Source organism: Paenibacillus sp. RC334 (assembly GCF_030034735.1).
Lineage (GTDB): Bacteria > Bacillota > Bacilli > Paenibacillales > Paenibacillaceae > Paenibacillus > Paenibacillus terrae_A.
Window position 1 is genome coordinate 4,814,202 of sequence record NZ_CP125370.1, and the last position, 24,147, is coordinate 4,838,348.

General features: G+C 46.4%; 20 protein-coding genes and 1 pseudogene. 3 read left to right on the forward strand and 18 right to left on the reverse strand.

Features of this window, described 5'->3' with window-relative positions:
- Positions 1-151 precede the first annotated feature (151 nt).
- The 10 genes from QMK20_RS22235 to QMK20_RS22280 all read right to left on the reverse strand — a co-directional run bounded on the left by QMK20_RS22235 (position 152) and on the right by QMK20_RS22280 (position 12,156).
- Positions 152-2,668 (reverse strand): glycoside hydrolase family 3 N-terminal domain-containing protein, encoded by a 2,517-nt coding sequence (locus tag QMK20_RS22235; RefSeq protein WP_283653350.1) that lies wholly within the window; start codon positions 2,666-2,668, stop codon positions 152-154.
- 2 nt (positions 2,669-2,670) lie between these two features.
- Positions 2,671-3,936, reverse strand: a complete 1,266-nt coding sequence (locus tag QMK20_RS22240) for a PTS sugar transporter subunit IIC (protein WP_283653351.1) — start codon at positions 3,934-3,936, stop codon at positions 2,671-2,673.
- 35 nt (positions 3,937-3,971) lie between these two features.
- A complete protein-coding gene (locus QMK20_RS22245) occupies positions 3,972-4,286 on the reverse strand; it encodes a PTS lactose/cellobiose transporter subunit IIA (RefSeq protein WP_283653352.1) in 315 nt (104 codons plus the stop codon).
- 43 nt (positions 4,287-4,329) lie between these two features.
- Entirely contained in the window at positions 4,330-4,644 is a 315-nt protein-coding gene (locus QMK20_RS22250) for a PTS sugar transporter subunit IIB (protein WP_192511402.1), read from the reverse strand.
- Positions 4,645-4,660: 16 nt separating this feature from the next.
- Entirely contained in the window at positions 4,661-6,598 is a 1,938-nt protein-coding gene (locus tag QMK20_RS22255) for a BglG family transcription antiterminator (protein ID WP_283653353.1), read from the reverse strand.
- Positions 6,599-6,813: 215 nt separating this feature from the next.
- Complete coding sequence (locus QMK20_RS22260; RefSeq protein WP_283653354.1) at positions 6,814-7,788, reverse strand: polysaccharide pyruvyl transferase family protein; 975 nt, start codon at positions 7,786-7,788, stop codon at positions 6,814-6,816.
- Entirely contained in the window at positions 7,763-9,142 is a 1,380-nt protein-coding gene (locus QMK20_RS22265) for a lipopolysaccharide biosynthesis protein (RefSeq protein WP_283653355.1), read from the reverse strand. Before QMK20_RS22265 ends, QMK20_RS22260 begins: the two co-directional genes overlap by 26 nt.
- A gap of 73 nt (positions 9,143-9,215) precedes the next feature.
- Complete coding sequence (locus QMK20_RS22270; protein ID WP_349361973.1) at positions 9,216-10,169, reverse strand: glycosyltransferase family 2 protein; 954 nt, start codon at positions 10,167-10,169, stop codon at positions 9,216-9,218.
- Between the two features lie 40 nt (positions 10,170-10,209).
- Entirely contained in the window at positions 10,210-11,151 is a 942-nt protein-coding gene (locus tag QMK20_RS22275; protein ID WP_283653357.1) for a glycosyltransferase family 2 protein, read from the reverse strand.
- 204 nt (positions 11,152-11,355) lie between these two features.
- Positions 11,356-12,156: a DUF1836 domain-containing protein gene (locus QMK20_RS22280; RefSeq protein WP_283653358.1), complete on the reverse strand. Its 801-nt coding sequence runs from the start codon at positions 12,154-12,156 to the stop codon at positions 11,356-11,358.
- Positions 12,157-12,379: 223 nt separating this feature from the next.
- Here QMK20_RS22280 and QMK20_RS22285 point away from each other — a divergent pair, with 223 nt between their 5' ends.
- Together QMK20_RS22285 and bacA are read left to right on the forward strand one after the other, a co-directional pair.
- Positions 12,380-13,750, forward strand: a complete 1,371-nt coding sequence (locus QMK20_RS22285) for a hemolysin family protein (RefSeq protein WP_283653359.1) — start codon at positions 12,380-12,382, stop codon at positions 13,748-13,750.
- Positions 13,751-13,878: 128 nt separating this feature from the next.
- On the forward strand, positions 13,879-14,676 hold the full coding sequence (bacA, locus tag QMK20_RS22290) for an undecaprenyl-diphosphate phosphatase (protein ID WP_283653360.1): 798 nt from the start codon (positions 13,879-13,881) through the stop codon (positions 14,674-14,676).
- 140 nt (positions 14,677-14,816) lie between these two features.
- Here the strand turns inward: bacA and QMK20_RS22295 are convergent, their stop codons facing one another.
- From QMK20_RS22295 to QMK20_RS22325, 7 genes and pseudogenes are all read right to left on the reverse strand, one after another.
- Complete coding sequence (locus tag QMK20_RS22295) at positions 14,817-15,143, reverse strand: thioredoxin family protein (RefSeq protein ID WP_044644532.1); 327 nt, start codon at positions 15,141-15,143, stop codon at positions 14,817-14,819.
- A 207-nt stretch (positions 15,144-15,350) separates the two neighbouring features.
- Positions 15,351-16,262, reverse strand: a complete 912-nt coding sequence (locus QMK20_RS22300) for an aldo/keto reductase (protein ID WP_283653361.1) — start codon at positions 16,260-16,262, stop codon at positions 15,351-15,353.
- A 243-nt stretch (positions 16,263-16,505) separates the two neighbouring features.
- Positions 16,506-17,489 carry a siderophore ABC transporter substrate-binding protein gene (locus QMK20_RS22305; RefSeq protein ID WP_283653362.1) on the reverse strand — a complete coding sequence of 328 codons (984 nt, stop codon included), beginning with the start codon at positions 17,487-17,489 and terminating at the stop codon, positions 16,506-16,508.
- A gap of 12 nt (positions 17,490-17,501) precedes the next feature.
- Positions 17,502-18,260: an iron ABC transporter ATP-binding protein gene (locus QMK20_RS22310; RefSeq protein ID WP_283653363.1), complete on the reverse strand. Its 759-nt coding sequence runs from the start codon at positions 18,258-18,260 to the stop codon at positions 17,502-17,504.
- Positions 18,254-19,204 (reverse strand): iron chelate uptake ABC transporter family permease subunit, encoded by a 951-nt coding sequence (locus tag QMK20_RS22315; protein WP_283653364.1) that lies wholly within the window; start codon positions 19,202-19,204, stop codon positions 18,254-18,256. Before QMK20_RS22315 ends, QMK20_RS22310 begins: the two co-directional genes overlap by 7 nt.
- On the reverse strand, positions 19,194-20,147 hold the full coding sequence (locus QMK20_RS22320) for an ABC transporter permease (RefSeq protein WP_014278186.1): 954 nt from the start codon (positions 20,145-20,147) through the stop codon (positions 19,194-19,196). Before QMK20_RS22320 ends, QMK20_RS22315 begins: the two co-directional genes overlap by 11 nt.
- A 221-nt stretch (positions 20,148-20,368) precedes the next feature.
- A pseudogene (locus tag QMK20_RS22325) lies at positions 20,369-20,898 on the reverse strand (GNAT family N-acetyltransferase).
- 250 nt (positions 20,899-21,148) lie between these two features.
- Between QMK20_RS22325 and QMK20_RS22330 the strand changes: the two are divergent.
- Positions 21,149-22,120 (forward strand): ring-cleaving dioxygenase, encoded by a 972-nt coding sequence (locus tag QMK20_RS22330; protein ID WP_283653365.1) that lies wholly within the window; start codon positions 21,149-21,151, stop codon positions 22,118-22,120.
- A 162-nt stretch (positions 22,121-22,282) separates the two neighbouring features.
- Here QMK20_RS22330 and QMK20_RS22335 read toward each other — a convergent pair whose 3' ends face one another.
- A complete protein-coding gene (locus QMK20_RS22335; RefSeq protein WP_283653366.1) occupies positions 22,283-23,980 on the reverse strand; it encodes a M3 family oligoendopeptidase in 1,698 nt (565 codons plus the stop codon).
- Positions 23,981-24,147 lie beyond the last annotated feature (167 nt).

Consider the following 24,147-nt stretch of genomic DNA (forward strand, 5'->3'; position numbering starts at 1 on the left):
AGAAAAGAGACTTACATATCACACTAAGTGATTTGTAAGTCTCCTGATCTATGACAGCCATACAAGCCCTGCTATAAATAAGTCGATACCAAAGAACTGAATGGGCACAATAACGATAATGCGCCCCTCCGACCATGTAGTGGCTTTTTTCTTAATCCAATAGCTCGAACGCAGCTTCCTGGACGTCTCTTGAATTAGTGCCGATCCATACTTTAAAATCTCCAGATTCTGCCTGAAAGGAGCCATCCGAAGTGTTGAATTTCAAATCATCCTCTGTAATGGTGAATATAACCTGCTGACTTTCACCCGCAGTCAGGGAAATCCGCTTAAAACCTTTAAGCTCTTTTACAGGCCTTACGACACTGCCGACCAAATCCCGAATGTACATCTGTACAATTTCTTCCCCGCAGTATTCGCCTGTATTAGTAACGGTGACACTCGCTGTGATACTACCTCCGCGATGTAGATGCTCGGAATTAAGGACTACTTCAGAATATTTAAAAGTCGTGTAGCTCAAGCCATATCCGAAAGGATATAAAGGCTCATTGGACGCATCCAAATATTTTGAAGCATATTTTCCTTTTCGTTCTGTAGCAGGTCTACCGGTATTGTAGTGATTATAATAAATCGGAATTTGCCCCTCATTATACGGAAAACTCATGGTGAGCTTGCCAGACGGGGTATAGTCTCCATACAATACATCGGCGATGGCATGTCCAGCCTGTGAACCGAGATACCATGTCTCGACGATGGCATCCATATGCGTCTCAAACCAGTCTAACAACACAGGACGACCATTTGTAAGTACCAATACCGTCGGTTTGCCCAGCTTTACGATTTCTTGAGCTAGCTCCAGTTGTGCTTCTGGCAGCGAAATTTTCGTTTTGGAAGCCGCTTCGCCGGAATGCTCGCTTTCCTCACCGAGAGCCAAAACGATAACATCGCTATAAGCAGCGGCTTCAAGCGCTTCGGTAATTCCACCCTCAATTTTATGTTCAACGGCACAGCCTGCCACCACTGTAACAGAATCGTTCGCCGCAAGCTTGGATAATACCCCTTCCAGCAGACTTACCGTTTGTTCTCCATAATTGGAGAATTGCCAGGAGCCCAACAAATCTTTACTTAGGGCAAACGGTCCAATTAAAGCGAGCTTTTGACCCGTCTTCTGTAAAGGCAGCACTTGTTTGTTTTTTAACAGCACAATGGACTTTCTCGCCAACGATCGGCTCTCCTCCAAATGTGCTTGAGACATGTATAGCCGTTCAGCCTCTTCCGGCCGAATGTAACGATACGGATCGTCCATAATTCCAATCTTGTATTTATAAGTAAGGATTCTGCTTACTGCTGCATTGATATGTTCTTCCGAAACCTGGCCTTCTGCCACCAGTTCAGGCAAAAACTTGGCATACATCTGTGTGACCATTTCGATGTCCAGCGTAGCATCCAGAGCTTGCTTGGCGGCTTGCTTGTTATCTTTGGCAACCCCGTGGACTGCAAGCTCCGAGATGGAACCATAGTCGGAAATAACCATGCCCTCAAAACCAAGCTCTTTTCTTAATAGCGTATTTAATATCTGTTTATTTCCGGCAATCGGTATGCCGTTATACGTGTTAAACGAGTTCATAACAGAGCCTGCGCCAGCAGCTAATCCAGCCTCAAAAGGAGGAAGATAGGTCTCTCTTAACCGCTGTTCCGATATATCTACCGTATTGTAATCTCGACCACCCTCAACAGCACCGTATGCGATGAAATGCTTGAGGCAGGCAATGATAGAGTCCCTGTCGGATAAATCTTCGCCCTGGAAGCCTTCGACCTGAGCTTTGGCTATTTGTGAGCCCAAATAGGGATCTTCGCCCGCCCCTTCTACTACACGGCCCCAACGAGGGTCGCGCGTAATATCCACCATGGGTCCATGGTTATAGGTCACGCCGGAGGCCGAGGCTTCCTTCGCTGAAATCGCAGTCGCCCGTTTGATCGCCTCCAAATCCCAGCTACAGGACCAAGCCAAGGGAACCGGAAAAATCGTTTGATAACCATGAATAACATCGGCATTGAAAAACAGCGGAATTTTCAGGCGTGATTTCTCTACTGCAATTTTTTGCAGTTCATACACCTTGTTCATATCAAAGGCTCCAAGGATGGAGCCTACTTTACCTTCTTCCACCAGTTTCTGCGGTGTGTCTGAAATGACCGTGTTGCCAAAGGAAAAAGCTGAGGCTACCGTTTGGCTCATTTGGCCGATTTTTTCTTCTAACGTCATTCGGTCTAGCCATTCCTTAACGGCTGCATCAATTTCCGCAGCACTTCTCTGAACGGGTTCGGAGTGTTTTTCTTCCTTAATTTTCTGTTTGAGTCCTTCGAGCAACGAGGGTCCTTCCCCTACAGTTCCCGCCAGTTTGATGCTTCCTAACTTGGGAAAATCAATAGAACCGCTGCATTTTTCCGCCTCAAAGCCCAGTTCCAAGGTCACTTCTTTGCCAGCCAGCAGAGCAGACCGTCCGACGGCCTTCAACTTTCTCTGATCCACCGAAACTTTAAAGAACTCCACGTTAAAGTTCATAGGCTCCATTTTCATATTTACGGTATAGCCATGGTCGTTGATAATTCTAAAAATGAACTTCATATTCAATACATCAGTTTGTACAATACAGTTCCAAATTCCTAACATATTCAGGCTGCACCTCCCAATTCTTCCTTCTTCGCGTGCTTATCAAGTGACTTGAAGAAAGGATAATAAGTAGCAAGAGATATGAGGATCAAAAATACCTGAAACAAAGCAACCCTCCAGCCACCGGACATAAAACCGTTAATAATAGGTGGAAGACCCAAAGGTACTTGCAGTCCCAGACGAGGCAATACATCCATCGTAGTTAGGAAGTAGGCCAGTGTGTAACTGATGATTGGACTGACGATGAAAGGAATCGCCAATACCGGGTTTAAAATAATCGGAGCACCAAAAATGGTCGGTTCACTGATCCCAAATATAGCCGATGGAAAAGCAATCTTGCCCAACGCTTTATAACGTTCACTTTTAGCCACAACCAGAAGAATAGCCAGTCCAATCGAACAGCCTGCTCCAATTCCGTACACAAACATGAAGTTCATGCCCACAATGTTCGGAAGAGGTTGTCCTGCGGAGTAGGCGGACAAATTCTGTAAATCCAAGGCCATAAAGATGGGCATCATCACCGACAAACAAACCATTCCTCCGTGAATCCCTACGACCCACAAGATTTGACTCAAAAGCCCGATCGTCAGAATAAAAGCCCAATACGTTCCTCCCAGATTTTGAAGAGGGGTCTGCAGGAGATGATAAACAAAGTTATGAATATTTCCATAGGAAGTTACATTGAACAAGCCATTAATACACAAATCAACCGCGATAATCACGAGTCCCGGGATCAGCCCGGCAAAAGATTTTGCAACGGACGGTGGAACGCCATCCGGCATCTTAATGGATATTCCCTTTTTAAGAAGCAAAGCATATAATCTGCCTACCATTAAACCCATAATAATAGATATAAATAATCCGGTTGCTCCCAGCCACTGAAACGGCAAGGAAAATGCTCCATCCTTACTCATATCCAATGGAGTGACGACTAAAAAGCTCAGCAAGGCCAGTATGCCTGCATTCAGTCCGTCTTGCTTATAATTTTTGGACATGCTGTATGCAATACTAAATACGGCATAGAGAGCGATCATGTCTGTAGTCAACTTGGTCGCCAACTGAAGGTAATTTTTCAATCCCGTGTCTGTAATAAAGCTTTGATAGGCATCTATGGGTAGGGCATTAACTAACGCCGCAATGGAGCCTACGAAAATAATCGGCATCGTCCCCATTAAGCCCTTGGAAATAGCATCGAAGTATTTATTATCTTGTAATACTCCCGCAAATTGCTGTAGTTTTTCAGTGAAGGACTCTATTGAAATTGCCATATGGCTGCGCCTTCTTTCTCGATGTTTGTATATTTTTAATGGTGCAATTCATAAAATACTTCAATTAATTCCTCAATTAAATCAATGGTTAATAAAGAGTTCATTAAATGATCCTGTGCATGTACAACCAGCAGATTCATTTCCAGCTTTTGATCGTCGGCTTCCTGCTGCATCAGCTTGGTCTGCACTTTATGTGCTTGAACCGATTCCTTGGAGGCTTCCTTAATCAGTGCTCTGGCTTGTTCAAAATTCCGTTTTCTCACTTCACCGAGTGCGGAAAATGCCTTTTTGTTGGCTTCGCCGGAGTGTAGAATAATTCCCATAATATGTTGTTCTGTCTCTGTCTCCATATTCCATCCCTCTTCTTTCTTTTTTATTTCTCACATATTTGGATCATAAATTGTTTTTATGAACTAACTCAATTGCAAACTCAACTACTTTTTTTCCGTTACCCATTCCGTAATCCAGAGAATTAATGACAGCAATCGGCTTACCGTAAGAACCGTACTCCTTCTCGACTCCCTTGAGCTTGTGGCTCACCTGCGGTCCCAATAAAACCACATCAAAGTTGTTAATGTAATCAGATAACTCTCCAATCGGATGAGCCTCAATGACCCAATCCTGTTGATCTGGCTCAAGGGACTTTTTCATTTTGCTGACCAATATACTGGTAGACATTCCTGCGGCACAAACTAATAAAATATTCATAATAAACGATCTCCTTTTATATTAAATTTGCCATAAAAGCCTGAAAATTTTCCGCGCTTGTGAGCGCTTTGACATGGTCTGTTTCCAAAATTCGTTCAATCATGCTGTACAATCGGTTCAGCTCTTCTTTTTCCTTCGGATTAATGGCCACCAGCATCACCAGTTTGATTTTTCTGCCTTCATGCTTGATCGGCTCCTCCAGCACCCCTACCGAAATAGCTGTTTTGGTGGAGATATAATCCATCGCATGTGGCAGAGCAATTAAATTTGCCAAAACAGTGGACTGCATCTGCTCCCGCTCAATGACAGATTGATAGAACTCTTCACCATCGCTAATCATGTGCTGCTCTAGCAAATTTGCTGTTAATGTACGTAGAACTTGAAAGTAATCACCCGGCTGTCTAACGTATTCAAATAATCCCTCGCTGAAAAAAGAATGGCCGTTCCCTGATTCGTGACTGTTCTGGCTGTGAATACGAATAGGACTTTGTAAATATTTCTCGATTTTATTCAGGTCTGACCGGTTCAGCAACGGATTGACCTGCAACACAGGAATGCTTGTGTCCGCTTCTATGGGTACCGTAGTCACTATAAAATCAACCTGCCCCAAGTCCCCATTCAATACCTGTTCAAGCTGATACATAGAGTACCATCCCAAAATGTTCAGCCGTTCACCATAATAGGACAACAGCTTGCGGTATAAAAGCTGAGCCGTTCCCAAGCCTGAGCCACACATAATGGCAACCGCAGGCTTGTCAAATACTTCTTCCAGCGCCACGGCAAGGTGTAATGAAATGTAGGTCAGCTCTGATTCATTAATCGTTAGCCCGTACCTTTCTTTAATGATAGGTACAAGGACATTCGATAGCTCAAAGGCAAAAGGATACTTTCTTCGCGTTTCCTCTTTTAAGGGATTAATCTCAAAAGTATGCGTTTTCAAACGATAGATCAGCGGACTTATATGTTGAATAAGATTATGGGTCAAATTCTCATTGTTCAGAAAATTAATACCAAATTTACTTCGTATCTCGACCAATAAGTGCTTCACAATGTCAACAGCTTCTTGGTTCTGTGTATATGAATCATCATTTTTCACATTTAACAGCCGCTTGGATTGGAAGCGTTGCTGTAGATACTTCAGTTCATTTTCCTCCGGTTCAGCCATAAGCTTGCTCATACCTGCCAAGACAATTTTCACAATATCCGGGTCCAGCTCTTCCTCAATCTGTTGATCTATAATAAATCCCGTCTGGCTGCGCTTCATGCTGATATAAAAATCTATAAACAAGGAGAAAATGTCCTGATCGGTTAGGAAGTACCCGTAAGAATTAAGCATATTCATAACTAGCTTCTGGAACTCAATAAGATCATCATAGACATGGGGTTCCTTGAACAGATATTTTATGCGATTCATAATTTCCAAGTGCTTGCCTGTTGTCCCCTGCTGTAGAGCATGGTATAGAAGCGCCCGCTTGGAAATTTCATTTCCCGACAGCAATAAGCCTTTGGTTTGAGATACCGTTAACTGCAAGCTTGAAAAGCTATGAACGACTTCACTCACTCGCTTGATATCATAATTAATGGTCGTCTTGGAAACGTAGATATCATCGGCTATAGTTTCCATCGTTATATAGTCGGTTGAAAACAAGAGCTTGAGCACGATATACACGGTTCTTTCAATAGGCGTATTCGGTACATCCGTCTCCTGATCCGTGAGATTGAACTCCTCGAAAATACCTCTAATGATTTTCTTATCTCTGGGCTCGATATAATAGCCGACTTGCTTCGATGAATGAATCTGGACTTTATATTTAGACAATTCGTTATTCAGCAGCTTAATATCCGAACGAACGGTTCTGGCACTGACCAAAAATTCTTTCGCAATGGAACTGCCGGTAAGTGGATCGTTTCCAAAGAGAATACGAAGAAGTATACTGATTTGACGATTGTTCATTTATGATCTCCCCCCTTTCACCACACTTTGCCCATATCACCCTCCCTGTAAACTCTATGAATTCATTGTAAACGACAAAGGATGTCAGAGATATTAAACGAATTTCCTATGACATTAGGAAATGATAAATAATCAGCTTTCCAAAGTAAAAGGCCCCCTGAACCAGTAAATGGTCAGGAGGCTTTTTGCGAGTTTATGGTGCGGAGGAATAGAGATTAAGAAAGCTGCTCCAGCGCATCAGGTGTATCGATGAACAGCTTCGCCTTGGGATTGGGCTGTGTCCAGGTGTTATAATACTGCGAGTTTTTGCCGTACGAATTATCAATGACGACATGCGGCATATCGAGCAGGCAGGCTAGAATATGACCGTGCAGCCGTGAGGTGCGAACCTCGCGGTAAGAGCTGAACAGCGTAACCGCCTTGTTCATGAGATGATCGGTATACTTGTACCAGAAGGTACGCGTTGGCAGCGGACCGCCGATTTTCTTGTCCAGACGGTAAAACTTCTGGAAGTAGACGATCCCTTTTACTTCCAGCGGAGTGAACAGAGTGTCCCAGTCCAGACGGTGGGCGGCATCTGCTTCGTCGTCGAATTGCTTTTGCCCCCCTACGGTTTCAATATCCGTACGCAGGAAGTACAGTACGTCCTTGACCGTTTCTGTCGTCGGCTTCAACGGCCAGAGCTGGTGTGCCATGTCCGGGCATAGCGTGATGCTGCACTGATTCAGCTTTTCCTTGGCCCACTGATAAGAACGTGTATCCCGCACAAACATATGTAAATCCGGGTGACCATTGAACAGCGCAGCGACCTCATTCCCCTTCTGTTCGGATTGAAAATGGATCGTCTGCGGCATGATTACAATGCGGTGGCTCGGGAAATCCCGCACGATACGTTCCCGCAAATTTTGGTGATTTGAATATAAATCGCCGAAATTGCCGCCTCCATGACACACGATAATCCAGTCGCCCGGAATTTGAAGCTGATCGGGAATATCCATAGCACTGTAACGGGCACGAACTCGGATACCGTTATCCTTGAAGAACGCCTCGGTGCCTTTCATGATGAGTACGTCCCCACCGTTGTTATACACGGGGTAGTCAACATAAATGATATTCGAACCTTGGGGGACTACGTCGAGAATGACGCTCAGCTTATTTTTCAGTTTAGCCATGGGATGCGAATTCGGCATCTTTCAGTTCTCCCTTCCTGCGCTTCTTTTGTATGGTCTGAATAACAAATGTGATATCACTTTTATCAAAAATGATCCGTGATAACGGAACATCGAAAAACATCGGGAATGAAAACAGAGAGAATGCCAACCGTACACAAGCGCCTACGAGCAAAGCAATGGCAATGCCGTCCAGACCGAAGATCGGGGTACAAATAAAGAACAGCCCGACGGTAATCGCATATGCCACAATTTGCCGAAACAGCACTAGCCCCGGCCGACCCAGTGCGTTGAAGGCCGAAGCCAGAATCCATGAGCCACCTCCGATGATGCACTCCAGTGACAGCAGGTAGAAGGTTAACGATGCTTCCAGAAAAGCGGGGCCATACAGCAAGCCCAGCATGTATCGTCCAATGAATAAAGCCGGCACGATGACGATCAGCATAGCAGCCATGGAGATGCGAAAAGCACGACCGACGGTTTCGACAATTTTGCTGTGCTCCATTCCAGTCACCTTCGGAAAGGTTACATTCGTAACAGCGTTCTGCACCACATTGAACACACGCGACAGAGCATAGACGACAGAGTACAGACCGAATGCTTTGGGTGACAGCAGCGCCACGATGACAATTTTGTCCGTTTGTGTGGACAGCGTCCCCATCAACTCCATCCCGTAGACTCTCGCTCCATAGCTATAATAAGGGCGGAGCACCTGGCGGCTGGTGAACGGGCGGAAAGTACGCAAATTCATATGCTTGCGCAAACGGAGGAACGCCCATACCAGCGCAAGGAAACTCGCGGCAAAATTCACGGCCCCCGCCAGCTGCACATTGAGCAGCCCCATCAGCCACAGCGTCACCAGACCGATGAAGTTCAGCAGCGGATAGTAAAACAACAGTCCATTATATACGCTAAACCGATCCAGCCCTTGCGATAATGCTGTTGTCAGCGCCGTAAGCACCGCCAGCGGTACCGCAGCCGCACAATAGAGCTGTGACAGGTGGACGATATCCGCACCATAGCCATTCAGCCACAGCGGCATACATATCCAGGCCACCGCCCCCGCTAGCAAGCTGGCAGGCAACTGAATCCACAGCGACAACGCCAGTAATTGTTCCGTCGTGCCTGTTTTCTTCTTGAGGTTATAAATCAGCGACGTTGGCAAGCCGAAGCTCAGCACGCTGCCGATTAGCGTAGGCCAGAACAGAACTGCCGCCAGTTCTCCTTTCCCCTCGACTCCGAGCATACGTGCGGTCAGGATCGAAGTCAGGGTCGTGACGATCAGCACGAAAAAATTGTTAAAGCTCGTGCGCATGATCGTTTTGGCGAGACTGTCACCCGTGAATACTTTCCTTGCTGCTGTCCATGTGCTCATGTTACGTCCAACTCCTGTTCCTTATTAAGCCTCTCGTCTCTATGCTCACATCAAGTCTCCTGCCGCACCTCCATCAGCCTACCGTTTTTTTGGAATTGCGTTCAGGTAGCTGCCCTCCGCCCATAGGCTCCTTCTGACTTGAAAAAATCGCCTTCAGTGCTTTTCTGTAGCCTTGAATGGCAGTATGATTTTTCTTGGGCTTCTCTCTCAAAATTTGATACAGCGTCGTCCAATACAGCGCAGCATAGCCAATCGGCCCAGATCGCTCGTCCCGCAACAGATAAATATGATTCATCACCCGCATATAAGTGACCTGCTCCATATTGTCGCGCGAGGACGGCGATTCGTGGTGAAGGAGCGTAAGCGCCGGGTTAATGTACAGCGAGCCGCTTTTCATGGCAATTCGTGAAAGTAACAGGTCTTCCCCTACGCTATAGCTTTGCAACCAAGGTACCGGCTCCAGACTGCGAATCGCCTCACGGCGAAATGACATATTGCAACCATGAAAGAACTCGGTTCGAAACGTCTTCTTCGCCTTGTGCCAGTTGTACATCGAGCCGGACTGACCGCTGAGAGACAGCTTTCCTTTGGACAAGGACTGCTGGAATGACAGCAGGCAACGAATGGTTCCCATGAAGCTGTTGCTCATGCCCTGCGCAATCCCGCCGACACCAGCGGCCTGCGGGTAAGCCTCATAGGTACGTATCAGCTCGTTCAAATAGTTGTTCGGCAGCTCAACATCATCGTCAAGAAACAAAATGATATCGCCCTGCGCCAGCTCAACTGTTTTTACACGTGAAAGCCATAAGCCCGGCTGCTCCTTGCGATGGTATCGGTAGGTAATCCCCGCTCTGCCCAATTGACGCTTATAGCGTTCCAGCACATGCCTCGGCAGTTCTCCATCATCAATAATCCACAGCTCGGTTTCACATGCCTCCGGTGCCCCACCAATAGCTATTGAATTAATGCATCGGGTCAGATCGTCAACCCGATTTCGGGTGCACAGGGCAATGGACAAGCTTAACATCATACTCCCCCTTTATCCTGAAAATGTGTGTGGAATCAGATTACTGAACCGCCGGGCCTAAATATTCGTTATATTTTTGCTTGCGCGGATTCAGAATGAACAGCACCCCCTGCTTGTATCCTTCTGCTGCATTAAAGTTACGACGTAGTATCTCCTTGAACATCAGGTAGGACAAGGTCCATAAAAGCGCCCCGTACTGGATGGCTCCCGCCTTTTTCAGAGCAAGGAAATAATAGTGATTGATCGCTGTAGCCTTGGCTACTTTGCCCGCCTTATCGCGCGAGCTTGAAGATTCGTGATGAATGATTGTTAAGTCGGGATTGATAACCAGCTTGCCGTAACGGCTCGCTAACTGGCACATATACAAATCGTCAGCCACGGCATAGCTGGTCATCCACGGATACGGCTTCATATCTCGAAGCGCAACCCGCCGGAATGACATGTTGCAGCCATGAAAAAATTCCGTGTCAAAAACCTCCGTCGCTTCTCCCCAACGCAGCAATGAACCTGCCAGACTACTGGGCGAAAGCTTGCCGAGAGACGGGGACATCTGAAATGTCAAAATGCCCAGCAGCTTCCCTGCCCGGCTCGAATGTAGTCCCTTTGCAATCCCTCCAACACCCACAATCGTTTCATCCTGATCATAGGTATCGAGCAAGCGCCGGATATAGAGTTTATCATCCAGTTCGGCATCATCGTCAAAATACAGCACGATATCATACCGTACGAGAGACAATGCTTCATAGCGGGATAACCAAACGCCGGGACGACTTTTTTTATGATACTTCAAAACGCCTTGAGGCAAGCCGGATACCATGTCACGGTACAGCTCGACCTGTTGGTCGGAAATATCGCCGTCATCCACAATCAGCAGCTCTACAGCCGTATGCTCCAGCTGCTGCTGTCCTGCGATAGATTGTATACAGCGTGTCAGATCTTCGATCCGATTGCGGGTACAAATGATGATGGAGACATCGGACATGCCATTACCTCCTGTGTGTGTATTCAGATGCTTTGGAAGAGATATTCAAAGTTTTTCCAATTGCTGGATGATATATGTTTATTGTATCTTTGACAGCGTTTGAGTGTATATACCTCTTTTGTATACTTTTTCAGTCTCCAAAAGGGTAGACAATACTCGAAAAAGGGCAAAAAAATAGGATCGGCTTCTAGCGCCAATCCTGATCTACCCTTGAAAGTCCAGAAACAACGTCGCATTCACATACCTGCGTGCTATGGACAAAAAATAACTATTTTGCACCGATACCGCAGCTACCAGCAATGTATTCCGAACGGCTTGACACTGGTTAGGGGTCAAATGCTGCAAACGGCTGGTGTATTGATCTGCCGCCTGAATCAGCAATTCCTCTGTCGCACCTTCCTGACGCTGCTGCCCTGTAGCGGAATTCCCGTTTTCTTTTGCAACCCCGGCGCCTGCCACATCCAGCAGTTGATCTCCATTCGCATCCAGCTCCTCAAACAAGGTTGAATAAGCAGCGTACAAATCGACCGGCTGGATTAGATCATCCGTATCATCCTCTGGCTGTTGGAACAGGATATGAAATAACTGACGGATGGATTCAAAATCAAGACACGATTTCAAATCCTCCACAATGAGCAGCAGTGCGGCCTGGTTGACTGAATATTTTTTACCGATCTTCGGTGATCCGAGAAATTCCTTGAAGTCGCGTTTGACCCAATTTTGCATAGAGGCCAATGAAACATGGCTATATTCGACCAGTTGACCAAGAGAAACAATCTCCTGTAACGAAAAGGCTGCGCTGTGCTTGCCCTTGATAATTTTATCCAGCACAGGCGTTACCTCAGTATACAAAAATGTCGGCATCGTGCTGCCGGGACGGCCCGGATGGATATGGGTGCGTCTCCAGGCATCCTGAAGAACGGCCAATGGCTGCAATTCGCGGCGACCTTCCATCGCCAGCAGCAAATGGGCCATATCACGGCGTGTGAGGGTAAAAGACTCCATCTGCTTTCCTCCCTTTAAACCATTTCAAGTTCATTTGAACTCATCATACGCCCATAAACTAGGCTTGTAAAGTGAAGCAATGATCCGTGCGGGTTCTGTTTTGCCTTATTTTCCGTGCAAATTGGAGGTAGGTGACCTGCTATGATTGGATATGAACCTTGTATATTTGCTTTTAAGTTCTTAAAATAAGTTCAAGTGAACTTAAAATGGAGTTCATTAAAAATTGAACGAAAAAGGGATGAGTGAAAATTACATGGGTATAGGTGTCAGTCTATTTTTGTTCGCGGTGTTGATTATATTTAGTGCTTTCTTCGTGGCTACCGAGTTTGCGATTATTAAAATCCGTTCCAGCCGGGTCGATCAGCTGGTAGTGGAGAACCGTAAAAACGCACTGGCGCTACAAAAGGTCGTCAATAATCTGGACGGCTACCTGTCCGCCTGTCAGCTTGGTATTACGATTACAGCGTTGGGACTCGGCTGGCTCGGTGAACCGACCGTGGTCAAATTGCTGGAGCCTCTCTTTCAACAGCTCAACATCAATGGGGAATTTTCACATATCCTGGCCTTTATTATTTCATTTGTCATTGTAACTTACCTGCACGTGGTTATCGGTGAGCTGGCTCCCAAAACGCTGGCGATCCGCAAAGCGGAAGCAGTAAGCTTGTTGACCTCCCCGGTCATCGTATGGTTTAACCGGATTATGTATCCGTTTATCTGGCTCCTAAATGGCTCGGCCAACCGTTTGGTTCGTTTGTTTGGTCTTCAACCGGCAAGCGAGCATGAGGAAGCGCATTCTCAGGAGGAAATTCAGATCATTTTGTCCGAAAGCGTGGAAAGTGGTAAGATCAATAACACCGAATATGGCTACGTGAATCGTATCTTTGCTTTTGACGAGACCGTTGCCAAAGAAATTATGGTGCCACGTACAGATATGGTATGCTTGTTTACGAATCGCTCGCTGAAAGAAAACATGCTGACCATTCACGAAGAGCAGTATACCCGTTTTCCGGTGGCGACAGAGAACAAGGATCAGATCATCGGTATGATTAATACCAAGCAGTTGTTCCTTGAGTATGACCGCAACCCTGAGCTTGATTTCAATAGTCTGATTCAACCGATCCTGACTGTTCCGGAAGTTATACCTGTCAACACGCTGCTCAAACGCATGCAGAAGGAGCAGGTTCATATCGCCCTACTCGTCGATGAATACGGCGGAACCTCCGGTCTGATTACTATTGAGGATATTTTGGAGGAAATTGTTGGCGAAATCCGTGACGAATTTGATAAGGATGAACGGAAGGAAATCGAGAAATTGACGGAGAACAGTTATTTGATGGATGGCAAGGTGATGCTTTCCGATTTGAGTGATCTGACTGGCTTGACGTTGGACGATGAGGACGTGGATACTGTCGGAGGGTGGGTGTATAGTCGGGTTCCGGAACCGAGACAGGGCAAGGAATTCATAGAAGATGATGTGAAATTTATCATTCGTGAAATGGGTAAAAATCGTATTCGACGGGTGGAGATTATTCTGCACAATGAATCTCCTGTATCCGAGTTGGAAGCGGAATCTGACACTTCTCCCCAGGAGTGAACCGCTGTGACCTGAGCGGCTTGCACTGTGCACTTGACACTTGCGTTCACTCCTACTGAAATGACATACTTCCAGGGCAAACGGCTTAGGCCGTTTGCCCTGCACGCGTGTAAGGAGGAACTAATAAAGTGGATATTTTATCATCTATTATTATGGGTATTATTGAAGGGCTGACAGAGTTTTTGCCGGTCTCTTCGACGGGTCATATGATCCTGACGGCTGATCTTCTCGGGTTAAACACGGAGAATGATACAGTCAAAACGTTCGAGGTTATTGTGCAGTTGGGTGCTGTGCTGGCGGTTGTCGTATTGTACTGGCGCAGGTTCCTGAGCTTATTTGATTTCAGACGCAGAATCTCGACCCAGCCGCGCCTGAACCTGCTCCATATTATTTTGGCCATGATCCCTGCGGGTGTGATTGGCGTGTTGTTCCGTGATGTAATCAAGCAATACCTGTTTGGCCCTCAAACTGTTCTGTACAGTCTGGTCATCGGAGGCTTGCTAATGATCGCGGCTGAAAAATTCCATCCGCCTATTAGATCACATACGCTGGATGAGATCACATACAAACAAGCATTTACCATTGGTATGTTCCAAGTCCTAGCTCTATGGCCAGGATTCTCCCGTTCAGGCTCAACTATGTCCGGGGGCCTATTCGCACGTGTAAGTCATACGGCAGCCGCGGAATTTACATTCCTTGTATCTGTTCCGGTCATGCTGGGCGCATCGGGTATTGATACGATCAAAAGCATGGATCATCTGTCTATGAGTGATTTCCCAGTGTTCGCGGCCGGCTTTATTACTGCCTTTATCGTCGGAATGCTGGCGATCAAAACGTTCCTCGGTCTGCTCAAACGCTTGAGCCTGACTTCATTCGCCATCTACCGCTTCGTATTGGCGGCTGTGTTCTTCTTCATTATTTTGTAAGCTGTTGTTTGTTGCCGCAAAGCCTTCATGCTTTTCAGCAATTACAGCTCGTTTCGTATGACAAAAAAGGGTTATCCCATAGGCTTGATTTGTCAGCCATGGGATAACCCTTTTTCTATTTCAGCATTTTGCATCATTCATTATTGTTTTGATTCCAACGTGGTCAGGTATTCGGAAATTTGTGCTGGCGTCTTGGCATATTTGCTGTGCAAATGAGCGATTTTTTCGCCGTTACGGAAAACGAGCAGGCTCGGAATTCCACGCACCTGGTTTTCTTCGGCAATCGGCTGGAATTTCTCAGCATCAAGTGCAAAGAAGCGCTTATCTGCATTTTCCTCGATAATGCCACCCATAAATTTATCCAGTGTCTTGCAATCCGGACACCAGGTTGTATCAAATTTTACGACCGTCAAGCCGTCACCGTTAATCAAATCCTGATACTGCTGCTGTGATTCGATGCGTTCCATTTGTTGGTTCCTCCTAGAGTATATTTATGAACGTCTCCATAACCAAATATGGATTATAAACCTGAGCTTATTCTTATATTGTAATGATTCTTTCATATATTGCAACTATGGCAAGTACACGTTCAAAAGTATGAGCCAATTTATCGGCTGGCAAATCGCATTTCCGACCGTGTGACAAAGATCCCCTCTGCCCTACCTGTGCTCATATTAACGGTATTGCGCACCATAGCGGTTAGCCCGGCTAATTTGCTGTAGTGCCTCCCGCTCCTGCTTGGATAACGGCGGGATACTGGCTGCTGCGATATTATGCTCCAATTGTCCCCGTGAGCTTGCACCCGGGATGACAGCAGCAACAGCCGGGTGAGACAGGCTATAACGGATAGCTGTCTGCCCCATGCTGCGCTCTGCACTCGTAAATGCCTTTAATTGCTTGCGTAAGTCCAGCAGCTCTGCCTCTTCGTAGTCCAGATAGCCCTTGGCTACCTTGCCTTCTCCTTCGTCGGTCAATACGCCGCTGGCGACAGGCCCGCGTGCAATGACGCTGATTCCCCGCTCCTGAAGTAATGACAGTACCTCTTCCTCTGCCCGACGGTCCAGCAAGCTATATTGATTCATGACGCTGACGATATTCGAACGCTCGACATATTCACGGATGACGTGAGGACGAATCGAGGAAATGCCATAATAACGGATGACCCCCTCCCTTTTGAGCTGTTCAAAAGCCTCAATCGTTTCGTCGATGGGGTCGTCAATCGTCCCACCGTGAAGCTGATACAGGTCGATATAATCCGTTCCCAGGCGGCGCAGGCTTTCTTTGACCGCAGACAGAATATACTCCTTGGACGGGTCCCACCCCCAGCCCTCTTGGCCCGGCATACGCCGATTACCGACCTTGGTCGCCAAAACGACATCTTGACGCCGTCCACGAATCGCTGCCCCCACAATTTCCTCATTACGTCCGTGATGGTACAAATCCGCTGTATCCAGCAGGTTCACGCCCCGATCCAACGCTTCATGGATCAGGTAAACACCTTGCTGTTCCTCCGTACCGACCGACATACAGCCCAAGCCAATCTCGCCTACCAGCAGATCCGAAGACCCCAGACGATTTTTCTTCATATATGGGTTCCCTCACTTTCATTAGCGTGTAACATTAAATTTTGAATATTACTCTATTATACGCAAAAAATAACCCCAAAGGGCATAGAGACTCCACGATCTCCAATCCTTTGGGATTATTGCATAAAGTCCATATTCCAATCGTGCTATCGGAACAACCACTTGACGGCCTCGGGGAATTGACGCTGGAAATCCAGATGACCTTTCATCGTATGCAAATCTCCATCATGTACAAGTTATCCATTACAGCGCGGCATCAATTTCCTTGATCATTTCGGACACGGATTCCAGACCGTTACCTGACAAGTACCAGTAGTTCGGGTCAAGATACACAATATGACCGTTTTTAAACGCATTGGTTTTCTTCACCAGCTCGTTTTCAATCGTTTGTTTGCCTGTAACCTGTTCCTTGCCTTTCTCTACCACGACTGCTCCACGGTCAACGACAAAGATGTAATCCGGATTTTTTTGCTGTACATATTCAAAAGAAACCTTTTGTCCATGCGTGGATACTTTAATGCTAGGGTCCACAGGTGTGACGCCCAGAGCGTCATGAATGATACCGAAGCGGGATTGCTCGCCATATGCGCTCAAGCTACCTTCATTCGTCAGAACGATCAGTCCTTTGGCTTTGCTCGCTACAGCCTTGTCATGTACGGCCTTGATGGAGCTATCAATCGTAGCCAATTCCTGTTTGGCAGCATCCTCTTTATCGAAGATTTGACCCAGTGTTTCAACGTTTTTCTTAAAGGAATTCACAAAATCCTTGGTGTCTACAGCTAACGAAATGGTCGGTGCAATTTTGCTCAATTCTTTGTACGCATCTGCCTGTCTGCCACCAATGATGATCAATTCAGGAGACAGATCGCTGATTTTCTCGTAATCCGGTTCAAACAGCGTGCCTGCACTTGCATATTTGGAATCTTTATATTTGCTCAAATACGTAGGAAGATCCTGCTGCGCTACCGCCGCAACGTCGACACCCAGCTTATCCAACGTATCCAATGAGCCAAAATCAAAAACAACGACATTTTTTGGATTAACTTTGACTTGGACCGGGTTTTCATCCAGTGCGTGTTTGACCGAGATGGTTTTCGATTCCGTTGTTGCAGCAGAAGATGAGCCGTTGCCAGTCGCTTCCTGAGTGGCTGGAGCCGCTTTGCCGCAGGCTGACACGATCAGTACCAGCGCCAGCATCAGCGTTAAAAACATCATATTTTTCTTCATTTTACATTCCTCCTATGTGAAATAAACGCAAATTTTATGATCACCGATCTGTTGAATCGGAATATCCATATCGTACAAATCCTTTAATACCTGACTATCAATCATCTCGTCAGCCGTTCCCTGCTTCAGTAGCCTGCCGTCCTTCATCCCCACAATATAGTCCGAATAGCAGGAGGCAAAGTTAATGTCGTGAAGCACGACCAGAATCGTTTTGCCGAGATCATCCACCAAAGCGCGCAGCGTCTTCATAATCTGAACCGAATGCTTCATATCCAGATTGTTCAGCGGCTCGTCCAACAGTATGTATTCCGTGTCCTGAGCCAAAATCATCGCAATAAAAGCCCGCTGTCGCTGTCCACCGCTAAGCAAATCAATATGCTTGTCTTTCATGTCCTCCAGCCCCATGTAGGCCATGGACTGCTCGACCATTTGGCGATCCTCGCTGTTCAATCTGCCTTGGGAATACGGAAAACGGCCGAAGCTGACCAGTTCCTTCACGGTTAAGCGGATGTTGACATCATTGGTCTGTTTTAAAATGGATATCTTCCGGGCCAGCTCCTCACTTTTCGTCAGGCTCACGGCCTGTCCGTCAATCAGGATTTCTCCCTCATCGCTGTCTGTCAGACGACTGATCATCGACAACAACGTGCTTTTTCCCGCGCCATTAGGTCCAATAAAGGAGGTAATGGTGCCTTTCGGTACGGTGACGGATACCTGATCCACCACATTTTTATTCCCGTAGCGTTTGGATACGTTTTTGACTTCTACCATGATTTATTCTCCCGCAGCAAAAGGTACAGGAAGTACACCCCCCCGATAAAGTTAATAATGACGCTGACCGTTGTCGATAAGTCGAATACTCTCTCTGCCAGCAGTTGGCAGCCTGCCAATGCAATGACACTGACACAGATGGAGGCTGGAATAATATATCGATGCCGATAAGTCTTCATCACTTGATAGGCCACATTCGCCACAATCAACCCGAGAAAAGTAATCGGTCCGACGAGCGCCGTGGAAATGGAGATGAGAATCGCCACGATCACCAGCAATCTTTTAATAATAAATCCGTATGGAAGCCCCAAGTTAATCGCATGCTCCCGTCCGAGCGACAGCACATCCAGATACTTGATGAACCTCCACGCATAAGCGAATACGAGCACTAGAATCACGACGGATAGCCACAGCAGCTCGGTATTCACATTACTGAAGCTGGCAAAGCTTTTGTCCTGAATTTTTGCATATTCGTTCGGATCAATCAGCACTTCCATAAAGGTAGATAAACTGTTGAAAAGCGTGCCGAACACCAGGCCGATCAGCAGAAGAACATAAATCCCGCGTCCGTCCTTGCGAAAAATTAATTTGTACAATAAACCCGCGAACAGTACCATCAGTCCCACAGATAATAAGAAATTCAGCTCTCTGCTGGTCGAAATGAACGGTACAGAGCCAAACGCAAAAACAATGGTCGTCTGAATCAGCATATACAGTGAATCCAGCCCGATAATGCCCGGGGTCAAAATTTTGTTATTGGTAATCGTCTGGAAAATAACCGTTGCAAAAGCAATCGATCCACCTGTCAGGATGAAGGCTGCTATCTTTTTCAATCTTCGTGGCAGCGCGTAGTGCCAGGTATGCGGAAGATCTATAAACACGAAAGCAGCAATCAACAGAAGCGCGGCAGCGGCTAATATGCCGATTTTTAATTTAGGATTCATAGGCCCTTCTCCTCAACAGCAAATACAAGAACAACGCGCTCCCGATCACACCAACCGTAAGCCCTACAGATATTTCATACGGATAAATGATGACCCGTCCCAAAATATCGCAAAACAACACAAAGACGGCGCCCAAGGTCGCGGTGTGGGCCAAACTTTTTTTCAGATTATCGCCCATATACATGCTGACCAGATTGGGTACAACCAGCCCCAGAAAAGGGATCGTTCCCACGGTCAATATGACGACGGAGGAAACCAAAGCCACGATCACCAGACCAACATTGACGGTGCGCTTGTAATGTACGCCCAAATTTGCCGCAAAATCCTCGCCCATGCCTGCAATTGTGAAACGATTCGCATATATGTACGCCAATGCAACCAAAGGAACACTAAGATACAGCATCTCATAGCGACCACTCATCACCAGTGAAAAATCACCCTGCATCCACGAGGAAATACTCTGGATCAGATTGTATTTATAGGCGAAAAAGGTCGTCACCGAATTTAAAATGCCCCCGAACATTAAACCGACCAGCGGGATAAATACCGGGTCCTTGAAACGGATTTTATCCAGTATTTTCATGAAAATCAGTGTCCCCGCTAGGGCAAACCCGAAAGCCGTCAGCATCTTCGTCCAAAATCCAGCCGCTCCAAACACCATAATAGCCATCAGCACACCTAATCGTGCCGCATCCATCGTCCCTGCGGTGGTGGGCGATACAAATCGGTTCCGGGTAAGCTGCTGCATAATAAGCCCACAGATACTCATACTCGCTCCTGCGATGATGATGCTGATCAAACGCGGTAGTCTGCTAATCAGGAGCACCTGCGCCTGATCATTGGTTAAGTGGAACAAATCAAGTGGAGTTACATCATGAACACCGATAAAAACCGAGGCGAAGGCCAGTACCAGAAAAGCCAGTATTAAATAACGCAATTTCATGTTCTAACCAAGGGAGCCTGTTCTCCAACAACCTGTACCAAGCTTCGGCCCTGTCCTCCCCTCCAATAATGATAATCATTATCAAAAATCAACTAGCATAAATTATATCAGTCATCTCGTATCTGTCAAATTTTTTGAAATGAACAAAACATGCAAAAAAAGCCGTCGGGAGCATCCCGACAGCTTGATCTACTTGATTTTAAAAATTTTGAATTAGGAGCTTACGACTTCCACTCTTCCCGCAAAAGCCCCATTCGGATCGAATCATAATACTGTCCATTATAATATCTGCACTTTCGAAGCCGGGCCTCCAAGGTCATCCCCAGCTTTTCCCCAACCTTCATCATCCGATGGTTTCCTGACCAGGTTGTAAAGCCCACTCTTACTAGAGGTAATGTATTAAACAAATGCGTGATCCACAGTCGAAGCGCCCTCGTACCATACCCATCGCTCTAATATTGCGAATCATAGATACCTATCCCCATTTCAAGCCATTGAGAAGGCTTATGCTCCCAATAATAGCTCACTGATCCAATGACCTTACCTTCCATTTCAATGAGCCAAAAGCATCTTGCCCGATTCGCTTTTCCTTATCTTTTAAATAATCATCAAAAGAAAGTGTCTTATGCTCATAATAAGGCGCATCCCATTGCTTCCATTCCGGCGATTCTTCTTTATAGGTTAGCGTCCAAAGAGCATGTAAGTCTTCTTCTGTAACGGGCCTAATGGTTAAATCCTTATCCGCATACATCGAGTACACTCCTTTTATAATAAAATTCATTCTATCTACATTGGGCTATATCGGGCTTTATTGTATCTGCTTTTGCACTATTTCGAATTTCTATTTTTGTCCGTCTTTGGAGTCAGTGTATAATTCAAGTTGACAAACAATCCAAAATAATATATCTTAATATCAAGATAATAAATAATAAAGAAAAGTTTACGACTGTTTATTTTGCTTTGAAAAACCTAATCATATAAAAACCAAGGAGGATAATGACATGAAACTGTTAGGATTGCATCACGTTTCGGCGATTACGGCGGCGGCGGCTAAGAATGTTGATTTTTATACTCAGGTAATGGGACTTCGGCTCATTAAGAAAACGGTGAATCAGGATGATGTTAGCGTCTATCACCTCTTTTATGGAGATGAGCGCGGAACGGCTGGTACCGAAGTCACTTTCTTTGAAATCCCACATGCGGGGCAAACTCGTACGGGGAATAACAGCATTTCGGCGCTTTCCCTGCGGGTACCGAATGACAAAGCACTGGATTACTGGAAAGACCGTTTCGAGCAATTGGATGTAAAACATGGTGAAATTACGGATCAAGCGGGACGTTTGGCGCTTTCGTTTGAGGATTTTGAAGGGCAGCGCTTCTTCCTGGTTTCGGATGAGCATGACAACGGAGTGCGGGGCGGTACGCCTTGGGAGAAAAGCCCTGTCCCTGCTGAATACGGCATCGTCGGACTTGGCCCAGTTCATCTGACCATTCCAAAAGCGGAGAACACGATCCTCATTCTGGAGCAGGTGATGGGCTTCCGCAAAAAGGGCTCCTATTCTTCCACCGTTGCCGGGCAGCCTGATGTGGTCATCTATGAAACCGGCGAAGGCGGTACCGGAACTGAGATTCATCTGGAAGAACGTAACGATCTTCCACAAGAGCGCCCGGGACGAGGCAGTGTGCATCATGTAGCCTTCCGTGTTGCGACTGAGGAAGAACTTAGACAGTGGGTTGATCGTATTAACCAACTGCAAATTTCCAGCTCAGGGTTCGTGGATCGCTTTTACTTCCGTTCATTGTATTTCCGTGAGCCGAACGGCATTTTGTTTGAATTGGCAACCGATGGACCCGGCTTTGATACAGATGAAGAACTGGAGTTTCTGGGTGAATCGCTGGCGTTACCGCCATTTTTGGAATCGCGTCGCGCTTCCATTGAGGCCAACCTCAAACCGCTGAATACCAAGCTTTAATAGAGCTATATTTGCTCTAAAAACACACAAAGCCGGGACTTCTACATCATGTAGAGGTTCCCGGCTTTTTCCGTGCAACAGCTCTGTTTCCATCCCAAAGGACATCTCATTTGCAAGCCTTTCAGCTTTTACTGGTAAGTGAAATGCCCTTTTGGGTTAAGCTTAAAGCTTTTTATCATCCACGCTGTTCAGCCAAGCTTCAATTTCTCCGATCACAGAGGCGATACATCCATCCTGGAACGGCGAAATCAGACCAGCCAGCTTCACCAATCCGGTAAATGAATGACTCCCCCCGGCACGGCACAGCTTCAAATAATCTTCCCACGCAGCTGTCCGGTCGATACTCATGCGTTTCCAGAATTGGAATGCGCACAATTGTGCAAGTGTGTAGTCGATATAGTAGAACGGGGATTGGAAAATATGTCCCTGCTTATGCCAGAACCCGCCCTGCTCCAGATACTCGTTGCCTTCATAGTCCAAATGCGGTTTATACTTGCGTTCAATGGAGCGCCATGCGCTTTTACGTTCGGCTGGCGTCCAGTCTGGATGTTCATATACTGCATGCTGAAATTCATCCACAGCTACGCCGTAAGGGACAAACAACAACGATGAGGACAAATGTTCAAAGTGATATTTATCCGTATCGTCCTCGAAGAACTGCTTCATCCAGGGCCATGCGAAAAACTCCATACTCATGGAATGAATTTCAGCCGCCTCCATGGTTGGCCAGTGGTACTCGGGGATTTCAAAATGTCGACTTTCATACACCTGGAAGGCATGACCCGCTTCATGCGTCAGCACATCGATATCACCGGATGTACCATTGAAATTGGAGAAAATAAACGGCGTGCCATACTCACTCAAAAACGTGCAATAGCCTCCGCTTTGCTTGCCCTTTTTGCTAGTCAGGTCCATCAACCCACGTTCGATCATAAAGCTGAAAAATTCATGTGTTTCCGGTGAAAGCTCCTCATACATACGTGCTCCATTACGAATGATCCACTCCGGGTCGCCTTTGGGTGTAGGATTGCCTGACAAAAAGTTAAAGCCTTCATCATAATAGCGAAGCTGATCCACTCCGATCCGCTCGCGTTGGCGCTCCTTGAGCTTTGTTGCCAGCGGAACGATATGTTTCAGCACTTGTTCGCGAAAATTGGCAACCATAGCGGCATTGTAATCGGTACGACCCAAACGGGCATAGCCCAGCTCTACAAAGTTATCGTAGCCCAGCTTGTGCGCTATGCGCGTGCGTACCTTAACCAGTTCATCGTAAATTCGATCCAGCTCATCCTCATGCTCGCTCATAAATTGATACTTGGCCTCGGAGGCCTGTTTGCGTGTCTCCCGGTTTGTCGCCATTTCAAAAGGCAGGAGCTGCGACAATGTACGTTCTTCTCCCTCGAACGGGATCTTCGCCGAAGCAATCAATTGGGAGTATTCGGAGGTCAGCTTATTCTCCTGCTGTAAATCCTCAATAATATCCGGGTGGAACGACTTGAGTGATACCTCGGCGATACTGAAAAGCTGGCTACCCCACTGGCTCTCCAGCTCGGCTCTGAACGGCGAGTCCACCAAGGCCCGGTAGTAATCGGTTACATACTCCTGAATGACCGGCATGAAATCATCAGCGTACTCTTGCTCTGCTTTGTAAAATGCGTCCTCCGTATCAATGGAGTGCCGAACCTCTACTAATTGCAATTGCGTTTCCACGTTACTGCGCAGCTTATTAATGGCATGAATGACTTCATTTTGACGCTCTACGCTGTCCGCTTCACGAAATTGCTGCAAAAGCGTTTTAAACCACTGTTCAATTTCAGTTTGCACTGGCCGGATATAAGCCATTTGGCTGAATAATGTCATTGCTTCGAGTCCTCCCTAAATTTAATAAATCTGATGCCTATTATACAGTACGATTAGAGCAAACTGGAAGATATAATTCCAAAAAAATACAACGTCAAAAACCGCAATACCCTGTATTGCGGCTTAAGACTCTAGCCTAACGCTAAATATATCGTAGATGCACTGCC

Excerpts from the sequence above, each read along its gene's own strand:
- QMK20_RS22280 (WP_283653358.1), bottom strand. The coding sequence starts at position 12,156 with ATGGAGTCTTTTACCCTCACACGCCGTGATATGGCCCATTTGCTGCTG.
- QMK20_RS22235 (WP_283653350.1), bottom strand. The coding sequence starts at position 2,668 with ATGTTAGGAATTTGGAACTGTATTGTACAAACTGATGTATTGAATATG.
- QMK20_RS22265 (WP_283653355.1), bottom strand. The coding sequence starts at position 9,142 with ATGAGCACATGGACAGCAGCAAGGAAAGTATTCACGGGTGACAGTCTC.
- QMK20_RS22330 (WP_283653365.1), top strand. The coding sequence starts at position 21,149 with ATGAAACTGTTAGGATTGCATCACGTTTCGGCGATTACGGCGGCGGCG.
- QMK20_RS22310 (WP_283653363.1), bottom strand. The coding sequence starts at position 18,260 with ATGGTAGAAGTCAAAAACGTATCCAAACGCTACGGGAATAAAAATGTG.
- QMK20_RS22245 (WP_283653352.1), bottom strand. The coding sequence starts at position 4,286 with ATGGAGACAGAGACAGAACAACATATTATGGGAATTATTCTACACTCC.
- QMK20_RS22270 (WP_349361973.1), bottom strand. The coding sequence starts at position 10,169 with ATGTTAAGCTTGTCCATTGCCCTGTGCACCCGAAATCGGGTTGACGAT.
- QMK20_RS22255 (WP_283653353.1), bottom strand. The coding sequence starts at position 6,598 with ATGAACAATCGTCAAATCAGTATACTTCTTCGTATTCTCTTTGGAAAC.
- QMK20_RS22335 (WP_283653366.1), bottom strand. The coding sequence starts at position 23,980 with ATGACATTATTCAGCCAAATGGCTTATATCCGGCCAGTGCAAACTGAA.
- QMK20_RS22275 (WP_283653357.1), bottom strand. The coding sequence starts at position 11,151 with ATGTCCGATGTCTCCATCATCATTTGTACCCGCAATCGGATCGAAGAT.
- QMK20_RS22260 (WP_283653354.1), bottom strand. The coding sequence starts at position 7,788 with ATGCCGAATTCGCATCCCATGGCTAAACTGAAAAATAAGCTGAGCGTC.
- QMK20_RS22320 (WP_014278186.1), bottom strand. The coding sequence starts at position 20,147 with ATGAAATTGCGTTATTTAATACTGGCTTTTCTGGTACTGGCCTTCGCC.
- QMK20_RS22250 (WP_192511402.1), bottom strand. The coding sequence starts at position 4,644 with ATGAATATTTTATTAGTTTGTGCCGCAGGAATGTCTACCAGTATATTG.
- QMK20_RS22240 (WP_283653351.1), bottom strand. The coding sequence starts at position 3,936 with ATGGCAATTTCAATAGAGTCCTTCACTGAAAAACTACAGCAATTTGCG.
- QMK20_RS22300 (WP_283653361.1), bottom strand. The coding sequence starts at position 16,262 with ATGAAGAAAAATCGTCTGGGGTCTTCGGATCTGCTGGTAGGCGAGATT.
- QMK20_RS22295 (WP_044644532.1), bottom strand. The coding sequence starts at position 15,143 with ATGGAACGCATCGAATCACAGCAGCAGTATCAGGATTTGATTAACGGT.
- QMK20_RS22315 (WP_283653364.1), bottom strand. The coding sequence starts at position 19,204 with ATGAATCCTAAATTAAAAATCGGCATATTAGCCGCTGCCGCGCTTCTG.
- QMK20_RS22305 (WP_283653362.1), bottom strand. The coding sequence starts at position 17,489 with ATGAAGAAAAATATGATGTTTTTAACGCTGATGCTGGCGCTGGTACTG.